Source organism: Streptomyces sp. NPDC052023 (genome assembly GCF_044548465.1).
In the GTDB taxonomy this organism is placed as follows: domain Bacteria; phylum Actinomycetota; class Actinomycetes; order Streptomycetales; family Streptomycetaceae; genus Streptomyces.
The window spans coordinates 1-16,439 of sequence record NZ_JBIUBW010000022.1 but is presented as its reverse complement, the minus strand read 5'-3'; the positions used below and the strand labels follow the sequence as shown (position 1 = coordinate 16,439).

The 16,439-nt window shown below is 71.1% G+C and carries 13 protein-coding genes and 1 pseudogene; 11 read left to right on the top strand and 3 right to left on the bottom strand.

The window, feature by feature from the left end:
* Positions 1–49 precede the first annotated feature (49 nt).
* The 3 genes from ACIHCM_RS31475 to ACIHCM_RS31465 form a co-directional block, all read right to left on the bottom strand.
* Positions 50–961, bottom strand: coding sequence for a carbohydrate kinase (locus ACIHCM_RS31475; protein WP_399903322.1), 912 nt, complete (start codon positions 959–961; stop codon positions 50–52).
* Positions 958–1,989: a LacI family DNA-binding transcriptional regulator gene (locus ACIHCM_RS31470; protein ID WP_399903319.1), complete on the bottom strand. Its 1,032-nt coding sequence runs from the start codon at positions 1,987–1,989 to the stop codon at positions 958–960. Before ACIHCM_RS31470 ends, ACIHCM_RS31475 begins: the two co-directional genes overlap by 4 nt.
* A gap of 79 nt (positions 1,990–2,068) precedes the next feature.
* The gene (locus tag ACIHCM_RS31465; protein ID WP_399903315.1) at positions 2,069–3,064 is read right to left on the bottom strand and encodes a hypothetical protein; all 996 of its coding nucleotides are present in this window, start codon (positions 3,062–3,064) and stop codon (positions 2,069–2,071) included.
* 302 nt (positions 3,065–3,366) lie between these two features.
* Between ACIHCM_RS31465 and uvrC the strand changes: the two genes are divergently transcribed.
* The 11 genes and pseudogenes from uvrC to ACIHCM_RS31410 form a co-directional block, all read left to right on the top strand.
* Positions 3,367–5,571: an excinuclease ABC subunit UvrC gene (gene uvrC, locus ACIHCM_RS31460; protein WP_399903312.1), complete on the top strand. Its 2,205-nt coding sequence runs from the start codon at positions 3,367–3,369 to the stop codon at positions 5,569–5,571.
* The gene (rapZ, locus tag ACIHCM_RS31455; protein ID WP_399903309.1) at positions 5,568–6,584 is read left to right on the top strand and encodes an RNase adapter RapZ; all 1,017 of its coding nucleotides are present in this window, start codon (positions 5,568–5,570) and stop codon (positions 6,582–6,584) included. The genes uvrC and rapZ overlap by 4 nt, the downstream gene beginning before the upstream one ends.
* On the top strand, positions 6,581–7,648 hold the full coding sequence (yvcK, locus tag ACIHCM_RS31450) for a uridine diphosphate-N-acetylglucosamine-binding protein YvcK (protein WP_399903306.1): 1,068 nt from the start codon (positions 6,581–6,583) through the stop codon (positions 7,646–7,648). The genes rapZ and yvcK overlap by 4 nt, the downstream gene beginning before the upstream one ends.
* Positions 7,639–8,628, top strand: coding sequence for a DNA-binding protein WhiA (gene whiA / locus ACIHCM_RS31445; protein WP_053762310.1), 990 nt, complete (start codon positions 7,639–7,641; stop codon positions 8,626–8,628). The genes yvcK and whiA overlap by 10 nt, the downstream gene beginning before the upstream one ends.
* A gap of 192 nt (positions 8,629–8,820) precedes the next feature.
* Positions 8,821–11,772, top strand: coding sequence for a M14 family zinc carboxypeptidase (locus tag ACIHCM_RS31440; RefSeq protein ID WP_399903302.1), 2,952 nt, complete (start codon positions 8,821–8,823; stop codon positions 11,770–11,772).
* A 224-nt stretch (positions 11,773–11,996) separates the two neighbouring features.
* Entirely contained in the window at positions 11,997–13,007 is a 1,011-nt protein-coding gene (gene gap / locus ACIHCM_RS31435) for a type I glyceraldehyde-3-phosphate dehydrogenase (RefSeq protein WP_399903299.1), read from the top strand.
* A 128-nt stretch (positions 13,008–13,135) separates the two neighbouring features.
* Complete coding sequence (locus tag ACIHCM_RS31430; RefSeq protein WP_399903296.1) at positions 13,136–14,347, top strand: phosphoglycerate kinase; 1,212 nt, start codon at positions 13,136–13,138, stop codon at positions 14,345–14,347.
* Positions 14,348–14,349: 2 nt separating this feature from the next.
* Positions 14,350–15,126: a triose-phosphate isomerase gene (tpiA, locus tag ACIHCM_RS31425; protein WP_399903293.1), complete on the top strand. Its 777-nt coding sequence runs from the start codon at positions 14,350–14,352 to the stop codon at positions 15,124–15,126.
* A gap of 125 nt (positions 15,127–15,251) precedes the next feature.
* Entirely contained in the window at positions 15,252–15,482 is a 231-nt protein-coding gene (gene secG / locus ACIHCM_RS31420) for a preprotein translocase subunit SecG (RefSeq protein WP_399903613.1), read from the top strand.
* Positions 15,483–15,682: 200 nt separating this feature from the next.
* The gene (locus tag ACIHCM_RS31415; protein ID WP_003957010.1) at positions 15,683–16,018 is read left to right on the top strand and encodes an RNA polymerase-binding protein RbpA; all 336 of its coding nucleotides are present in this window, start codon (positions 15,683–15,685) and stop codon (positions 16,016–16,018) included.
* 170 nt (positions 16,019–16,188) lie between these two features.
* Positions 16,189–16,439, top strand: a pseudogene (locus ACIHCM_RS31410) (glucose-6-phosphate isomerase); the annotation flags it as partial.

Below are 16,439 nucleotides of genomic sequence, written 5' to 3'. Positions count from 1 at the left end.
GTGACGAGGCGGGCACTCCCGCCCGGTCACCGCCCCTTCGCCGTGCCCTTCACAGCTCGTCCAGCTCCGACGCGTACGGCGGTTCCGCGCCCGCCCGTGAACAGGTGATCGCGGCCGCGCGGGCCGCGAAGCGCAGGAGCTTGGTCCAGGCGTCGGCGTCGAGGCCGGCGAGGGCCCCGGCGGACAGGGCGTTCCCGGTGGACAGGCCGTGCAGCAGGGCCGCGTTGACCGTGTCACCGGCGCCGATCGTGTCCACCACGGCGACCTCTTCGCCCGGCACGGAGTGCTCGGCGCCGTCCCGGGTGAAGACGGTCAGCCCGTCACCGCCCCGGGTGACCACCACCGCCGACGGCCCCGCCGCCAGCCACTCGCGGGGCGTGCCGCCGAGCCACCGCGCGTCGTCCTCGGAGAGCTTCAGCAGCGTCACCGAGGGCAGCCAGCCGAGGAACCGGGCCCGGTAGGCGTCCGCGTCGGGGATCAGCCCGGCCCTGATGTTGGGGTCGAGCGCGGTGAACACGCCCCGCGCGGCCGCGGCCCGCATCAGCTTCTCGTAGGCGCTCGCCCCCGGCTCCAGGACCAGCGAACAGGTGCCGAAGGAGATCGCGCGGGTGGCGGCGGGCAGCCCCTCCGGGACCGTGAACAGCCGGTCGGCGGTGCCGTCGACGTAGAAGGAGTAGGCGGCCGAGCCGTGCCCGTCGATCGTGGCGACCGCCAGCGTGGTCGGCTCCGGGCCGCGCTGCACGGCCGAGACGTCCACACCGGCCTTGCGCAGTCCGTCGAGCAGGGCTTCGCCGAAGGCGTCGCGGGAGGCGCGGGAGCAGAACGCCGTGGCGGAGCCGAGCCGGCCGAGGGCGACGGCCGTGTTGTACGGGCCGCCGCCGAGGGCGGGGCGCAGTCCGGCGAGGGCGCCCGTGCCCTGCGGTACCAGGTCGATCAGGGCCTCACCGGCGACGACGATCACGAGTCGGGTCCTTTCTCGGGGCAGCCGCACGAGCTGCGGTGGACGAACGTGCAGGGCAGCCGGACGGTCCGGGCGGGCCGGTCCGCAGCGGCGAGGCGTTCCAGGAGGATCCGCACGGCCTCGGCGCCGAGTTCCTTGCTGGGCTGGGCGATCGCGGTCAGCCGGGGTGAGAACAGGTCCGCCCAGGCGAAGTCGTCGAAACAGCACAGCGCGATGTCGCCGGGCACGGACAGGCCCCGGGTACGCAGGGCGCGCAGGGCGCCGATGGTCATGGCGTTGTTGGCGGTGACGAGAGCCGTCGGCGGCGAGGCGAGGGAGAGCAGCGCGGCGGTGGCCCGCTCGCCCCCGGCCGACTCGGAGTCGCCGTGCACGACGAGCCGCTCGTCGTGGGGGAGCCCGGCGGCGGCGAGCCCGTTCCGGTAGCCGGTGATCCGTTCGGCGGTCGTGCTCAGACCGCGAAGGCCGGCGACCAGGCCGATACGGCGGTGCCCCAGCTCCGCGAGGTGCGAGACCAGGCTCGCCACCGGCTCCGTGCCCTGCGCGCAGATCTGATCGAAGTGCGGCGTGCCGCCGGCCGGGTCGTCGACCACGCGGTCCAGGAGCACGGCGGGCACCTGGTGCCGGTGCAGGTAGGAGAGCAGCTCGCGGGGGTAGGGGGACGGCGCGACGATCAGCCCGTCCACGCGTCGCTCGTGCAGCAGCTGGACGACCTTGCGCTCATGCTGCGGATCTTCGTGCGGGTCGGCGATGAGCAGGCTGTAGCCGTGTTCCAGGGCCGTCGCCTCGACGCCCTGGAGGATCTCCGTGAAGTAGGGGTTGCTGATGGCCGACACCGCGAGCCCGATGGAGCGGGTGCGCGAGGTCACCAGGGAGCGGGCAAGGGTGTTCGGGGTGTAGCCGAGCTCGTCGACGGCGTCCAGAACGGCTTGGCGGGTCCGCGGCAGTACCGGCCGGGTGCCGTTCAGCACGTGGGAGACGGTCGCCACGGAGACTCCGGCGCTTCGCGCCACGTCCGCCATCGTCGCCATGGGGCCTCCTTGTGGCCGTGCCCTTCCTGGCGGGGACCGTATCCCATTCCGCAGCTGACGTAAACGCTTGCGCAAGCGTTTACGTCAAGGCGTCCCACTCCCACCCGATCCCCACCAGCCCCGCCCGCACGCGCGGCTCCACCAGGTGCACCGAGTGGTGCCGGCCGGCCAGCGGCAGGTCCTGGTGGCCGCTGCGCGGCGCCGCCGCCGAGTGCTGGGCGAACCGGTGACAGCGCGCCGGCAGCGCGTTCGCGTCGAACCGCACCTGAAGGGCGTACTGCCCGCCGGCCGGCCCGAAGGCGCGGACGTACTCGCGCGACACGCCCGCCGTGCCGTCCTCGACGGCGTGCCGGAAGAGGAAGGTGTCGCCGGCCCGCAGCCGGGTGTCGAAGAGCAGCTCGGCGACCAGGAGCCCGGTCTCTTCGTCCCAGCGGACGCGTCCGGTACGGCAGTTCTCCAGAGCGTGCACGCGGGTGCGGTCCGGAGCGCACCCGGGGTCGCCGTGGTGGACGGCCACGAAGCGGTCGACACCGTCCCGGTGCGCGCGCACGATGTGGTGCGACTCGCGGCCCAGCAGCTCGCGGCACGCCCCGATGCGTACCTGTTCGTGGTGCCCGAGCATGTGCAGACCGCCGTCCGGCGGGGCGTCCAGCTCGGCGAGGAGCCGTTCGAGGACGCCCGAGGCCTCGACGAGGGACCGGTAGGAGCGGCCCTCGGGGCGTCGGGTGGACCCGCGCTCGTCGCCCGTCTCGGCGAGCAGCCGGATCAGCGACTCCTCCGGGAGCTTGAGGATCTCCTCCAGGGCCCGTACGGCGCGCAGCGACTCGGGGCGCTGCGGGCGGCGGGCGCCCTGCTGCCAGTAACTCAGGCTCGTGACGCCGACCTTCACGCCGTACCGCGTCAGATGGTGCTGGACCCGCTGCAACGGCAGTCCGCGCGCGGCTATCGCGGCACGCAGCGCGACGTGGAAGGGGCCGCCGCGCAGGGCCGTGTCCAGTTCCGTGCCCGGTTCGGCGCCCAGGTCGGTGTCCAGGTCCGCGGGGACGACGTCCGCGTGCGGTGTGGCGTGCGGCATGCAGGGGCCTTTCTGTGCAGGATCACGACGGCTGGTCAGACCGTTCGCGCAGGTCGTCCGGGGCACCCGGGCGGTGGCAGGCCGTCTTCACACCGGTACGCCGCGGTGCACCGGCCCGAGTTCCTCCGCATTGAAGCGTGTTGACCATGCCTCGACAACACCTGACGCCCAACCGTGGTGTGCTCGTGGCCGAGGTTCGACCGGCGCCTCAGGGGCGCCCCTCCACGGCGGCACCCGGCACCGCGGTGGGCGTTGTCCACAGGCCCGCCGGAGTGTCACCGCTCGCCAGTAGGGTGTGAGACATGGCCGATCCCTCCAGCTACCGCCCCAGGCCGGGAGACATCCCGGACACCCCCGGGGTGTACCGGTTCCGTGACGAGCACCGCCGGGTGATCTACGTCGGAAAGGCGAAGAGCCTGCGCCAGCGCCTGGCCAACTACTTCCAGGACCTGGCCGGCCTGCACCCGCGCACCCGGAGCATGGTCACCACGGCCGCGTCCGTGGAGTGGACGGTGGTGTCCACGGAGGTCGAGGCGCTGCAGCTGGAGTACTCCTGGATCAAGGAGTACGACCCCCGGTTCAACGTCAAGTACCGCGACGACAAGAGCTACCCGTACCTCGCGGTGACGATGAACGAGCAGTACCCGCGCGTGCAGGTGATGCGCGGCCACAAGAAGAAGGGCGTGCGCTACTTCGGGCCGTACGCGCACGCGTGGGCCATCCGCGACACCGTCGACCTGCTGCTGCGGGTCTTCCCGGTGCGCACCTGCTCGGCCGGCGTCTTCAAGAACGCCCGCCGCACCGGCCGCCCCTGCTTGCTCGGCTACATCGACAAGTGCTCCGCGCCCTGCGTCGACCGGATCTCCGGCGAGGACCACCGAGAGCTGGCGGAGGAGTTCTGTGACTTCATGACCGGGCGCACGGGCACGTACCTGCGCCGGCTGGAGAAGCAGATGACGGAGGCGGCCGAGGACCTGGAGTACGAGCGGGCGGCCCGGCTGCGGGACGACATCGAGGCCCTGAAGAAGGCCATGGAGAAGAACGCGGTCGTGCTGGCGGACGCCACCGACGCCGATCTCATCGCCGTGGCCGAGGACGAGCTGGAAGCGGCCGTGCAGATCTTCCACGTCCGGGGCGGGCGCGTCCGAGGCCAGCGCGGCTGGGTCACCGACAAGGTCGAGGAGATCACCACCGGCGCCCTCGTGGAGCACGCCCTCCAGCAGCTCTACGGGGAGGAGACCGGTGACGCGGTCCCCAAGGAGGTGCTCGTCCCGGCGCTGCCCGACCCGGTGGCGCCGGTGCAGGAGTGGCTGACCGTCCGCCGTGGCTCGAACGTCTCGCTGCGCATCCCGCAGCGCGGCGACAAGAAGGCCCTGATGGAGACGGTGCAGCGCAACGCCCTGCAGGCGCTCGCGCTGCACAAGACCAGGCGTGCCTCCGACCTGACCACGCGCTCGCGCGCGCTGGAGGAGATCGCCGACGCCCTGGACCTGGACAGCGCCCCGCTGCGGATCGAGTGCTACGACATCTCGCACCTCCAGGGCGACGACGTGGTGGCGTCCATGGTCGTCTTCGAGGACGGCCTGCAGCGCAAGGGCGAGTACCGCCGGTTCCAGATCAAGGGCTTCGCCGGACAGGACGACGTCCGCTCGATGCACGAGGTGATCACCCGCCGCTTCCGGCGCTACCTCGCCGAGAAGGAGCGGACGGGGGAGTGGGCGGACGGCGAGCCGGGCCTGACGAACGGCACCCCGCACGACGGCGTGGAAGACGCCACCCGTGACGCCGGCGCCCTCGACCCCGCCGGCGGCCCCACCAGCAGCACCCTGACCGACGGTGCCACCCACGGCCTCGCGGCCGACGGCGCCTTCCCCGACGCCCCCCTCGCCAGCAGCCTCACCGAGGACGACGGCCGCCCCAAGCGCTTCGCCTACCCACCGCAGCTGGTAGTCGTCGACGGCGGTCAGCCGCAGGTCGCGGCCGCCCAGCGGGCCCTGGACGAGCTGGGCATCGACGACATCGCCGTGTGCGGCCTCGCCAAGCGCCTGGAGGAGGTCTGGTTGCCCGGCGACGACGACCCGGTCATCCTGCCCCGTACCAGCGAGGGCCTCTACCTGCTGCAACGCGTGCGCGACGAGGCACACCGGTTCGCCATCACCTACCAGCGCAGCAAACGCGCCAAGCGCATCCGCTCCAGCCCCCTGGACGACGTTCCCGGGCTGGGTGAGACACGCAAACAGGCGCTGATCAAGCACTTCGGTTCGGTGAAGAGGCTTCGATCCGCGACAATCGACCAGATCTGTGAGGTTCCGGGCATAGGTCGCAAGACGGCCGAGACGATCGCCGTGGCTCTCGCCCGGACGGCCCCGGCCGCACCCGCCGTGAACACGGCGACTGGAGAGATCATGGATGACGTGGAAGACGGCGCACCCGGGACGACGGCGGGTGCTCCAGGGGAGCCCGTGCCCACGGGCGCCCCGGACGAGCGACGGGGGCAGGAGAGATGACCGAGCACGAGAAGCAGTACACGGACCGGCGAGATCAGGAACCCGAGGAAGCCCGCACGGTGACCGACGACGACGGCACGCGGCGGGACGCGCCGCAGGACGAAGGAGCGCAGGGGGGTACGGCCGGCGAGGCCGACGGTGTCCCGGAAACGGCCATCCCCGAACTGGTGATCATCTCGGGCATGTCCGGAGCCGGGCGCTCGACGGCGGCGAAGTGCCTGGAGGACCTCGGCTGGTTCGTGGTCGACAACCTGCCGCCCGCGCTGATCCCCACCATGGTGGAGCTCGGCGCCCGCTCGCAGGGCAACGTGGCGCGGATCGCCGTGGTCGTCGACGTACGCGGCCGGCGCTTCTTCGACAATCTGCGCGAGTCCCTCGCCGACCTCGACACCCGGGGGGTGACCCGGCGGATCGTCTTCCTGGAGTCGTCCGACGAGGCCCTGGTGCGCCGCTTCGAGTCGGTGCGCCGCCCGCACCCCCTCCAGGGCGACGGCCGGATCGTCGACGGCATCGCCGCCGAGCGTGAACTGCTGCGCGAGCTGCGCGGCGACGCCGACCTGGTGATCGACACCTCCAGCCTGAACGTGCACGAGCTGCGCGCCAAGATGGACGCCCAGTTCGCGGGCGAGGAGGAGCCGGAGCTGCGGGCGACCGTCATGTCCTTCGGCTACAAGTACGGCCTGCCGGTCGACGCCGACCTGGTCGTCGACTGCCGCTTCCTGCCCAACCCGCACTGGGTGCCGGAGCTGCGCCCGTTCACCGGCCTCAACGAGGAGGTGTCGGGTTACGTCTTCAACCAGCCCGGCGCCAAGGAGTTCCTCGACCGGTACGCGGAGCTGCTCCAGCTGATCGCGACCGGCTACCGGCGCGAGGGCAAGCGGTACGTGACCATCGCGGTCGGCTGCACCGGCGGCAAGCACCGCTCGGTCGCGATGTCGGAGAAGCTCGCCGCGCGCCTGGCGGCCGAGGGCGTGGAGACGGTGGTCGTGCACCGGGACATGGGACGGGAATGACGGGACGTACGTTGCGGCTGAGCCGGCTGCGCAAGACCACCCCCGAGGGGCGTGGCGGCCGGCTCACCGAGCCCCGGGGCGGCCGGGCCCGCCGCCGGGGCACCCAGCCCAAGGTGGTCGCCCTCGGCGGCGGCATGGGGCTGTCCGCCTCGCTGGCCGCGCTGCGCCGGATCACCGGTGACCTCACCGCGGTCGTCACCGTGGCCGACGACGGCGGCTCCAGCGGCCGGCTCCGTGACGAGCTGGGCGTGCTGCCGCCCGGCGATCTGCGCAAGGCGCTCGCCGCGCTGTGCGGTGACGACGACTGGGGCCAGACCTGGGCCCGGGTCATCCAGCACCGCTTCCAGTCCGGCGGCGAGATGCACGGCCACGCGGTCGGCAACCTGCTGATCGTCGCCCTGTGGGAGCAGCTGGGCGACCACGTCCTGGCCCTCGACCTGGTCGGCAAGCTGCTCGGCGCGCAAGGGCGTGTGCTGCCCATGTCCGCCGTGCCGCTGGAGCTCCAGGCGCTGGTGAAGGGGCACGACCGGGAGCGGCCCGACGACATCGACACCGTGCGCGGGCAGGCGACCGTCGCCCTGACCCCGGGCGAGGTGCAGTCCGTGCATCTGGTGCCCAACGACCCGCCCGCCGTCCCGGAGGCCCTCGCGGCGGTCCTGGACGCGGACTGGGTGGTGCTCGGGCCCGGCTCCTGGTTCTCCTCGGTCATCCCGCACCTGCTCGTCCCCGAGCTGCTGGACGCCCTCTCGGAGACGAAGGCCCGCCGGGTACTCTCGCTGAACCTCGCCCCGCAGCCCGGAGAAACCGAAGGCTTCTCCCCGCAGCGTCATTTGGAGGTTTTGGGACGACACGCCCCTAAACTCGCCCTGGACGTGGTGCTGGCCGACGAGGCCGCCGTGCCCGACCGCGACTCACTGACCGACGCCGCCAAGCGTTTCGGTGCCGCGGTCGAGCTGGCACCGGTGGCCCGGAGGGACGGTACTCCGCGGCACGACCCGGAGCTGCTGGCCGCCGCGTACGACCGTATTTTTCGGATGCATGGAAGGATCGGCCCATGGCGATGACGGCAGCGGTGAAGGACGAGATCTCCCGGCTCCCCGTCACCCGGACCTGCTGCAGGAAGGCGGAGGTCTCCGCCATTCTGCGGTTCGCCGGCGGCCTCCACCTGGTCAGCGGGCGCATCGTGATCGAGGCGGAGCTGGACACCGCGATGGCCGCCCGGCGGCTCAAGCGGGACATCCTGGAGATCTTCGGGCACAGCTCGGAGCTGATCGTGATGGCTCCGGGCGGCCTGCGACGCGGCTCGCGTTACGTCGTCCGGGTCGTCGCCGGTGGCGACCAGCTGGCCCGCCAGACGGGTCTGGTCGACGGCCGGGGCCGTCCGATCCGGGGTCTGCCGCCGCAGGTGGTCTCGGGGGCCACCTGCGACGCGGAGGCCGCCTGGCGCGGGGCCTTCCTGGCCCACGGTTCGCTCACCGAGCCCGGCCGCAGCTCCTCCCTGGAGGTGACCTGCCCGGGACCCGAGGCCGCGCTGGCCCTGGTCGGCGCCGCTCGCCGGCTGTCGATCGCCGCGAAGGCCCGTGAGGTGCGGGGCGTGGACCGGGTCGTGGTCCGCGACGGTGACGCGATCGGCGCGCTGCTGACCCGGCTCGGTGCCCATGAGTCGGTGCTGGCCTGGGAGGAGCGGCGGATGCGCCGCGAGGTGCGGGCCACCGCCAACCGGCTCGCCAACTTCGACGACGCCAACCTGCGGCGCTCCGCCCGCGCCGCGGTCGCCGCCGGGGCCCGGGTGCAGCGCGCGCTGGAGATCCTCGCCGACGACGTCCCCGAGCACCTCGCGGCCGCCGGCCGGCTGCGCATGGAGCACAAGCAGGCCTCGCTGGAGGAGCTGGGCGCGCTGGCCGACCCGCCGCTGACCAAGGACGCCGTCGCGGGCCGTATCCGCCGCCTGCTGGCGATGGCCGACAAGCGGGCGTCGGACCTGGGCATCCCGGGCACGGAGGCGAACCTCAGCGAGGAACTGGCGGACAATCTCGCCGGGTGACGCCGCGTCGGACCCACCGGTGCCGACCCCTGCCCGAGCAGGCCCGGCACCGGCGTCATGACGGCCCCACCCGCCCCCGGCCGGTCGCCGCCCGCCGCCCTCAACCCCCTTGAGGCGCTCTTGACTTGACCATGATCTGTCATGAGCCTGGCATCCATTCGCCACTGTGGCGAACCACCGCAAGGGGGGCTCATGAGACGAAGAGCGAGATCGATCCTCGCCGCCGGCGCGCTCCTGCTGGGCGGCCTCACCCTGGCACCCTCGGCACTGGCCGACGACAAGGCGTCCGAACCGGACACCGAAGAGGTCAAGGTCTTCCGCGCCGACGTCACCCAGCAGCAGGTACCGCTGCTGCTCGCCACCGGACAGGACAGTCACGAACTCGGTGAGCAGATTCCCGACAAGGGCACCGCCACCGTCGAGGTCTACCTCACCGACAAGCAGGCCGGGAAGCTGGAGCAGCAGGGCGTCGACCTCACGGAGCACAAGCTCTCGGCGCAGGCACGCGCGCGCGTGGCGGCCGCCGGCGACGGGGTCTTCCGGCCGTACAGCGGCAAGGGCAACCTCAAGGAAGAGATCCTCAGGACCGGTCAGGAGCACCCGTCCCTGACCAAGGTCGTCTCCATCGGCAAGACCCTCCAGGGACAGGACATCCTCGCCCTCAAGCTCACCAGGAACGCCAAGAGGACGAAGGACGGCGCCAAGCCCTCCGTCCTCTACGTCTCCAACCAGCACGCGCGCGAGTGGATCACCCCGGAGATGACCCGGCGGCTGATGCACCACTACCTCGACAACTACGCCACCGACAAGCGCGTCAGGAAGATCGTCGACACCACCGAACTGTGGTTCGTCCTGTCCGCCAACCCGGACGGCTACGACTGGACGCACCACCCCGACGGCGACCGGCAGTGGCGCAAGAACATGCGCGACAACAACGGCGACGGCGCCCACACCATCGGCGACGGCGTCGACCTCAACCGCAACTTCGCCTACAAGTGGGGCTACGACGACGAGGGTTCGTCCCCGTTCCCCACCAGCCAGACCTACCGCGGCCCCGGCCCGAACTCCGAGCCCGAGACCAAGGCACTGGACGCCTTCGAACGGCGGATCGGCTTCGAGTACGGCATCAACTACCACTCCGCCGCCGAACTGCTCCTGTACGGCGTCGGCTGGCAGGTCGCCACACCGACCCCCGACGACGTCCTCTACAAGTCCCTGGCCGGTACGCCGGACAACTCCGCGATCCCGGGCTACCACCCGCAGCTCTCCTCCGAGCTGTACACCACCAACGGCGAGGCGGACGGCCACGCGGCGAACATCCACGGCACGGCGATGTTCACCCCGGAGATGTCCACCTGCCAGACCGTGTCGAACGTCGACCCGGACGACGCCTGGAACCCGGCCGACTGCGAGTCAATCTTCACCTTCCCGGACGACGAGGAGCTGATCCAGCAGGAGTTCGCGAAGAACGTGCCGTTCGCGCTCTCCGTCGCCGAGTCCGCCGCCCGCCCGGACCAGCCGCGCTCCTCCGTCGGCGTCGACGCCCCCGACTTCACGCCGGCGCCGTTCACGACGTCGTACTCGCGCGGCGCGGACCAGGAGGTCTCCGTCGTCGCCCGCAAGTCGGTGCGCGACAAGGAGCTCAAGTACCGCGTCAACGGCGGCCGTACGCACGACATGCGGCTGAGGCCCTGGAAGGGCGGCGAGACGTACGGCGGTGAGGACAACCTCCACTTCGACGAGTACCGGGCGAAGGTCGCCGACGGCGTGCCCGGGGACGAGGTCGAGGTCTGGTTCACCGGCGAGAGGCGGTCCGGCAAGCGCACCGAGAGCGAGCACTTCACGTACACGATCGCCGAACGTCCGCGTGCCGACGTGCTCGTGGTCGCCGAGGAGGGCGCGCCCGCGACCCACGCGCAGACGTACGTCGACGCACTGAGGGCCAACGGGGAGCGGGCCGTCGTCTGGGACGTCGCCACCCAGGGCGCACCGGACGCGCTCGGCGTGCTCACGCACTTCGACACGGTGGTCCACTACACCGGCGCCGTCCGCCCCGGCGTCGCCACCCAGCTCCAGCTGCGCGCCTTCCTCAACGAGGGCGGCAGGCTGATCGAGGCGGGCGAGACGGCCGGCGGCTCGGTCGACCTCGGCGGGGGCACCCTGTCGAACGACTTCAGCCAGTACTACCTCGGCGCCTACACCCGTACGTCCCTCCCGGCCGTCACCGGCTTCACCGGCACCGGCGCCCTCGGTGGCCGCACGGCCCCGCTCGGCGACGCGCCCGGCAACCCGCTGAACACGGCCGGTTCGTTCGGCGTCACCTCCGACACCCTGCCCGTGGAGGCCTTCCCGCAGTTCGAGAGCGCCGGAGCGGGCCAGTACCCGGGGACGGTCAACCCCTACGGGCCGTTCGAGGGCGCTTCCATGGCGGCCGTCACGCACTCCGACTACGCCTGGAGCCGCCTGACCCGCACGATCGACCTCACCTCGGTGAGCGCGGCCGAAGCACCGACCCTGCGCACTCAGCTGCTGTGGGACACCGAGGACGGCTACGACCACGCCGTGCTGGAGGCGCACACGGCGGGGGCCGACGACTGGACCACGCTCCCGGACAAGGGCGGCGCCACCGGCACCGCCGCGCCCACCGAGTGCGAGGCCGGCTTCTTCCTCCAGGCGCACCCGGCGCTCAAGCGGTATCTGACCCTCGGTGCCGACGGCTGCACGCCCTCCGGGACCAGCGGCTCCTGGAACAGCTTCACCGGTGCCGCCGACGGCTGGCAGCAGGTGGAGTTCGACCTCTCCGCGTACGCCGGGAAGACGGTGGAGGTCTCCCTCAGCTACATCACCGACCCCGGCTCAGGCGGCCACGGAGTCCTCGCCGACAACGCCACCGTCGTCATCGGCGGCGCGGCGGGGCCGGCCGACGGCTTCGAGACCTCGCTCGGCGCCTGGACCACCCCCGGCCCGCCCGCGGGCAGCCCGGCGGTGGTCGCGGACTGGGGTCTGTCCGGGGAGCTGTTCAAGACATATGGAGCGGTCACCACGGACGACACGGTCCTGCTCGGTTTCGGCCTGGAACACGTCACCTCCGCGGCGGACCGCCGGGCCCTGATCGGCGAGGCGCTCACCGCGCTCGACCGCTGAACACCAGGTCAACGACCGCCCACCATCCGTAGTCATATCGGGTGATCCGGCCGCACGGCCGGGGCGGTCCGTACCCCTACTGGCGGGTACGGACCGCCCTGCCGTGTATGGGCCGTCTCGATGTCACTCCAGGGGCCGCGGGGAGGTAGGGTCGTAGGCGGTCGGGGACATCCCATACAGCTCGCCGGCATCAACGGCCGGCGTACCAACGAGGAGATCGGTTCGTGACGATCCGCGTAGGCATCAACGGCTTTGGCCGCATCGGTCGTAACTACTTCCGCGCGCTGCTGGAGCAGGGTGCTGACATCGAGATCGTGGCTGTCAACGACCTGGGTGACACCGCGACCACCGCTCACCTGCTCAAGTACGACACCATCCTGGGCCGCCTCAAGCACGAGGTGACGCACACCGCCGACACCATCACCGTGGACGGCCACACCATCAAGGTGCTCTCCGAGCGCAACCCCGCCGACATCCCCTGGGGCGAGCTGGGCGTCGACATCGTCATCGAGTCGACCGGCATCTTCACCAAGAAGGAAGACGCCGCCAAGCACCTCGCCGGTGGCGCGAAGAAGGTCCTCATCTCGGCCCCGGCCAAGGACGAGGACATCACCATCGTGATGGGCGTCAACCAGGACAAGTACGACCCGGCGAACCACCACGTCATCTCCAACGCCTCCTGCACCACCAACTGCGTGGCGCCGATGGCGAAGGTGCTCGACGAGAACTTCGGCATCGTCAAGGGCCTGATGACGACGGTCCACGCGTACACGAACGACCAGCGCATCCTGGACTTCCCGCACAAGGACCTGCGCCGCGCCCGCGCCGCCGCCGAGAACATCATCCCGACCACGACGGGCGCCGCGAAGGCCACCGCCCTGGTCCTGCCGCAGCTCAAGGGCAAGCTGGACGGTATCGCCATGCGCGTCCCGGTCCCGACCGGCTCGGCCACCGACCTGGTCGTCACCCTCCAGCGCGAGGTCACCAAGGACGAGGTCAACGCCGCGTTCAAGAAGGCCGCGGACGACGGCGACCTCAAGGGCTACCTCGCCTACACCGAGGACCAGATCGTCTCCTCGGACATCGTCGGCGACCCGGCCTCGTGCACCTTCGACTCCTCCCTGACCATGGTCCAGGAGGGCAACTCGGTGAAGATCCTCGGCTGGTACGACAACGAGTGGGGCTACTCGAACCGCCTCGTCGACCTCACGGTCTTCGTCGGCAACCAGCTCTGAGCAGCCTTTCGCAGTCATCTTGACGTGAGACCAGGGCTCGGGCAGCGCACGCCGCGTTGCCCGAGCCCTGACTCGCGTACAGATCGACCAGCCCACTCGTATCGAGAGCCCTTCCCAGGAGCCCCTTCATGAAGACGATCGACGAGCTTCTCTCGGATGGCGTGGCCGGCAAGCGGGTCTTCGTCCGCGCCGACCTCAATGTGCCGCTGGACGGCACCGCCATCACCGACGACGGCCGCATCCGCGCCGTGCTGCCCACCGTCAAGGCGCTGGCCGAGGCGGGCGCCCGCGTGGTCGTCGCCTCGCACCTGGGCCGCCCCAAGGGCGCCCCGGACCCCGCCTTCTCGCTCGCCCCGGCCGCCGCGCGGCTCGGTGAACTCCTCGGCGCGGACGTCCGCTTCGCCACCGACACGGTCGGGCAGTCCGCGCAGGCCACCGTCGGCTCCCTCGCCGACGGCCAGGTCGCGGTGATCGAGAACCTGCGTTTCAACGCCGGGGAGACGAGCAAGGACGACGCCGAGCGCGCCGCCTTCGCCGACCAGCTCGCCGCTCTCGCCGACGTCTACGTCGGTGACGGCTTCGGCGCGGTGCACCGCAAGCACGCCTCGGTCTTCGACCTCCCGGCCCGGCTGCCGCACTACGCCGGCTACCTCATCGCCACCGAGGTCGGCGTCCTGAAGAAGCTCACCGAGGACGTCAAGCGGCCCTACGTCGTCGCCCTCGGCGGCGCCAAGGTCTCCGACAAGCTCGCCGTGATCGATCAGCTGCTCGGCAAGGCCGACCGCCTGCTCATCGGCGGCGGCATGGCGTACACCTTCCTGAAGGCCAAGGGCTACGAGGTCGGCATCTCCCTGCTCCAGGAGGACCAGATCCCGGTCGTCAAGGAGTACATGGAGCGGGCCGAGAAGAGCGGCGTCGAGCTGGTCCTGCCGGTGGACGTCCTGGTCGCCACCGAGTTCCCGGACCTGAAGACCAAGGCTCCGGCCAACCCCACGACCGTCGCCGCGGACGCCATCCCGGCCGACCAGGAGGGCCTGGACATCGGTCCGGAGACCCGCAAGCTGTACGCATCGAAGCTCGCCGACGCCGCCACCGTCTTCTGGAACGGCCCCATGGGCGTCTTCGAGCACCCCGACTACGCCGAGGGCACCAAGGCGGTAGCCCAGGCACTCATCGACTCCCCGGGCTTCACCGTGGTCGGCGGCGGCGACTCCGCGGCCGCCGTGCGCACCCTGGGCTTCGACGAGGCCGCATTCGGCCACATCTCGACCGGTGGCGGCGCCTCCCTCGAATACCTCGAGGGCAAGACGCTCCCCGGCCTCGCCGCACTGGAGGACTGACCGTGAGCACGCGCACGCCGCTGATGGCGGGCAACTGGAAGATGAACCTCAACCACCTCGAGGCCATCGCCCACGTCCAGAAGCTCGCCTTCGCCCTGGCCGACAAGGACTACGAGGCCGTCGAGGTCGCCGTCCTGCCCCCCTTCACCGACCTCCGGTCCGTGCAGACCCTGGTCGACGGCGACAAGCTGAAGATCAAGTACGGTGCGCAGGACCTCTCGGCGCACGATTCCGGCGCGTACACCGGTGAGATCTCCGGCTCGATGCTGGCCAAGCTGAAGTGCACCTTCGTGGCGGTCGGCCACAGCGAGCGCCGGCAGTACCACGGCGAGACCGACGAGCTGGTGAACGCCAAGGTCAAGGCCGCCTTCAAGCACGACCTCACGCCGATCATGTGCGTCGGCGAGGAGCTGGAGGTGCGCGAGGCGGGCAGCCACGTCGCGCACACGCTGGCCCAGGTCGAGGGCGGTCTGAAGGACCTGCCGGCCGAGCAGGCCGAGACGATCGTGGTCGCCTACGAGCCGGTGTGGGCCATCGGCACCGGCAAGGTCTGCGGTGCCGAGGACGCCCAGGAGGTCTGCGCCGCCATCCGCGGCAAGATCGCCGAGCTGTACTCCCAGGAGGTGGCCGACAAGGTCCGCATCCAGTACGGCGGCTCCGTGAAGTCCGGGAACGTCGCGGAGATCATGGCGCAGGCCGACATCGACGGCGCGCTGGTCGGCGGCGCCTCGCTGGACGCGGACGAGTTCGTCAAGATCGTGCGCTTCCGCGACCAGTGAGCGGCCCCCGGGCCGATCAGTGAGTAGGCGGTAGCGGCGATCCGTCGTACCCTTGCGGGGGCATGGCTGTCACGCCGTGCCCCCGTCGTTCATCCGTTTCCGAGGAAGTTGGTCCAGCCGTGGTTTTGGGGTTCTCGATCGCCCTGATCGTCTTCAGCCTGCTGCTGATGCTGCTGGTGCTGATGCACAAGGGGAAGGGCGGCGGCCTCTCCGACATGTTCGGTGGCGGCATGCAGTCGTCCGTCGGTGGCTCCTCCGTCGCCGAGCGCAACCTCGACCGGATCACCGTGGTGGTCGGTCTGATGTGGTTCGCGTGCATCGTCGTGCTGGGCATCCTGATGAAGATCAACAACTGAACTGCCCACGCGTTTCGCACGTAACGCCCCATGTCCGGTACGCGCAGCTGAGCGCGGCCTATCATGGGGCTTGCGTCTACGTGTGGGGGGTTGTAACTCCAATCACTGGACGCGCGTTGGGCCTTACGTAGACTGAGGCGCTCGCAGCGAAGCGAAACGCCGACTCGCTTTGCGGCACCATCACGCAGGGAGTTACGACCGTGGCAAGTGGCAACGCGATCCGAGGAAGCCGGGTCGGGGCGGGGCCGATGGGCGAGGCCGAGCGGGGCGAGTCCGCGCCCCGCCTGCGCATCTCCTTCTGGTGCTCCAACGGGCACGAGACGCAGCCCAGCTTCGCCAGCGACGCGCAGGTCCCCGACACCTGGGACTGCCCGCGCTGCGGCTTCCCTGCCGGTCAGGACCGGGACAACCCCCCGGACCCGCCGCGCACCGAGCCCTACAAGACGCACCTCGCCTATGTGCGGGAGCGCCGCAGCGACGCGGACGGCGAGGCGATCCTCGCCGAGGCGCTCGCCAAACTGCGGGGCGAGATCTAGAAGTTGACCCGGCCGGGCACCGAGCGGTGCCCGGCCGGATCTGCCTGGTCCGAAGGTCGCCGACAGCCTCGGTGGCTGACACCTGCGGTCAAGGTGGACGTACCTGTTGTTGCACGGCACGACGACGCGACGACAGCTCACGTCCGCCCCTGATCAACTAGGTTGGGACCATGAACGCAGACGGCCGTACCAGGCTGAATCAGACACCCGAGTGGACCGCTCTGGCCAAGCACCGTGAGGAGTTCGCGGACACCCATCTGCGGGATCTGTTCGCGGCGGACCCGGGGCGCGGTTCCGGCTACACGCTCCAGGTCGGTGACCTGCACATCGACTACTCCAAGCACCTCGTCACCGACGAGACGCTGGCCCTGCTCCAGGAGCTGGCGGCCGCGACGGATGTCTTCGGGCTGCGGGACGCGAT

Bases quoted from the DNA above. Each gene is read 5' to 3' on its own strand.
- whiA (WP_053762310.1), top strand. From the start codon at position 7,639: ATGGCGATGACGGCAGCGGTGAAGGACGAGATCTCCCGGCTCCCCGTC.
- yvcK (WP_399903306.1), top strand. From the start codon at position 6,581: ATGACGGGACGTACGTTGCGGCTGAGCCGGCTGCGCAAGACCACCCCC.
- rapZ (WP_399903309.1), top strand. From the start codon at position 5,568: ATGACCGAGCACGAGAAGCAGTACACGGACCGGCGAGATCAGGAACCC.
- ACIHCM_RS31430 (WP_399903296.1), top strand. From the start codon at position 13,136: ATGAAGACGATCGACGAGCTTCTCTCGGATGGCGTGGCCGGCAAGCGG.
- uvrC (WP_399903312.1), top strand. From the start codon at position 3,367: ATGGCCGATCCCTCCAGCTACCGCCCCAGGCCGGGAGACATCCCGGAC.
- ACIHCM_RS31465 (WP_399903315.1), bottom strand. From the start codon at position 3,064: ATGCCGCACGCCACACCGCACGCGGACGTCGTCCCCGCGGACCTGGAC.
- ACIHCM_RS31470 (WP_399903319.1), bottom strand. From the start codon at position 1,989: ATGGCGACGATGGCGGACGTGGCGCGAAGCGCCGGAGTCTCCGTGGCG.
- ACIHCM_RS31440 (WP_399903302.1), top strand. From the start codon at position 8,821: ATGAGACGAAGAGCGAGATCGATCCTCGCCGCCGGCGCGCTCCTGCTG.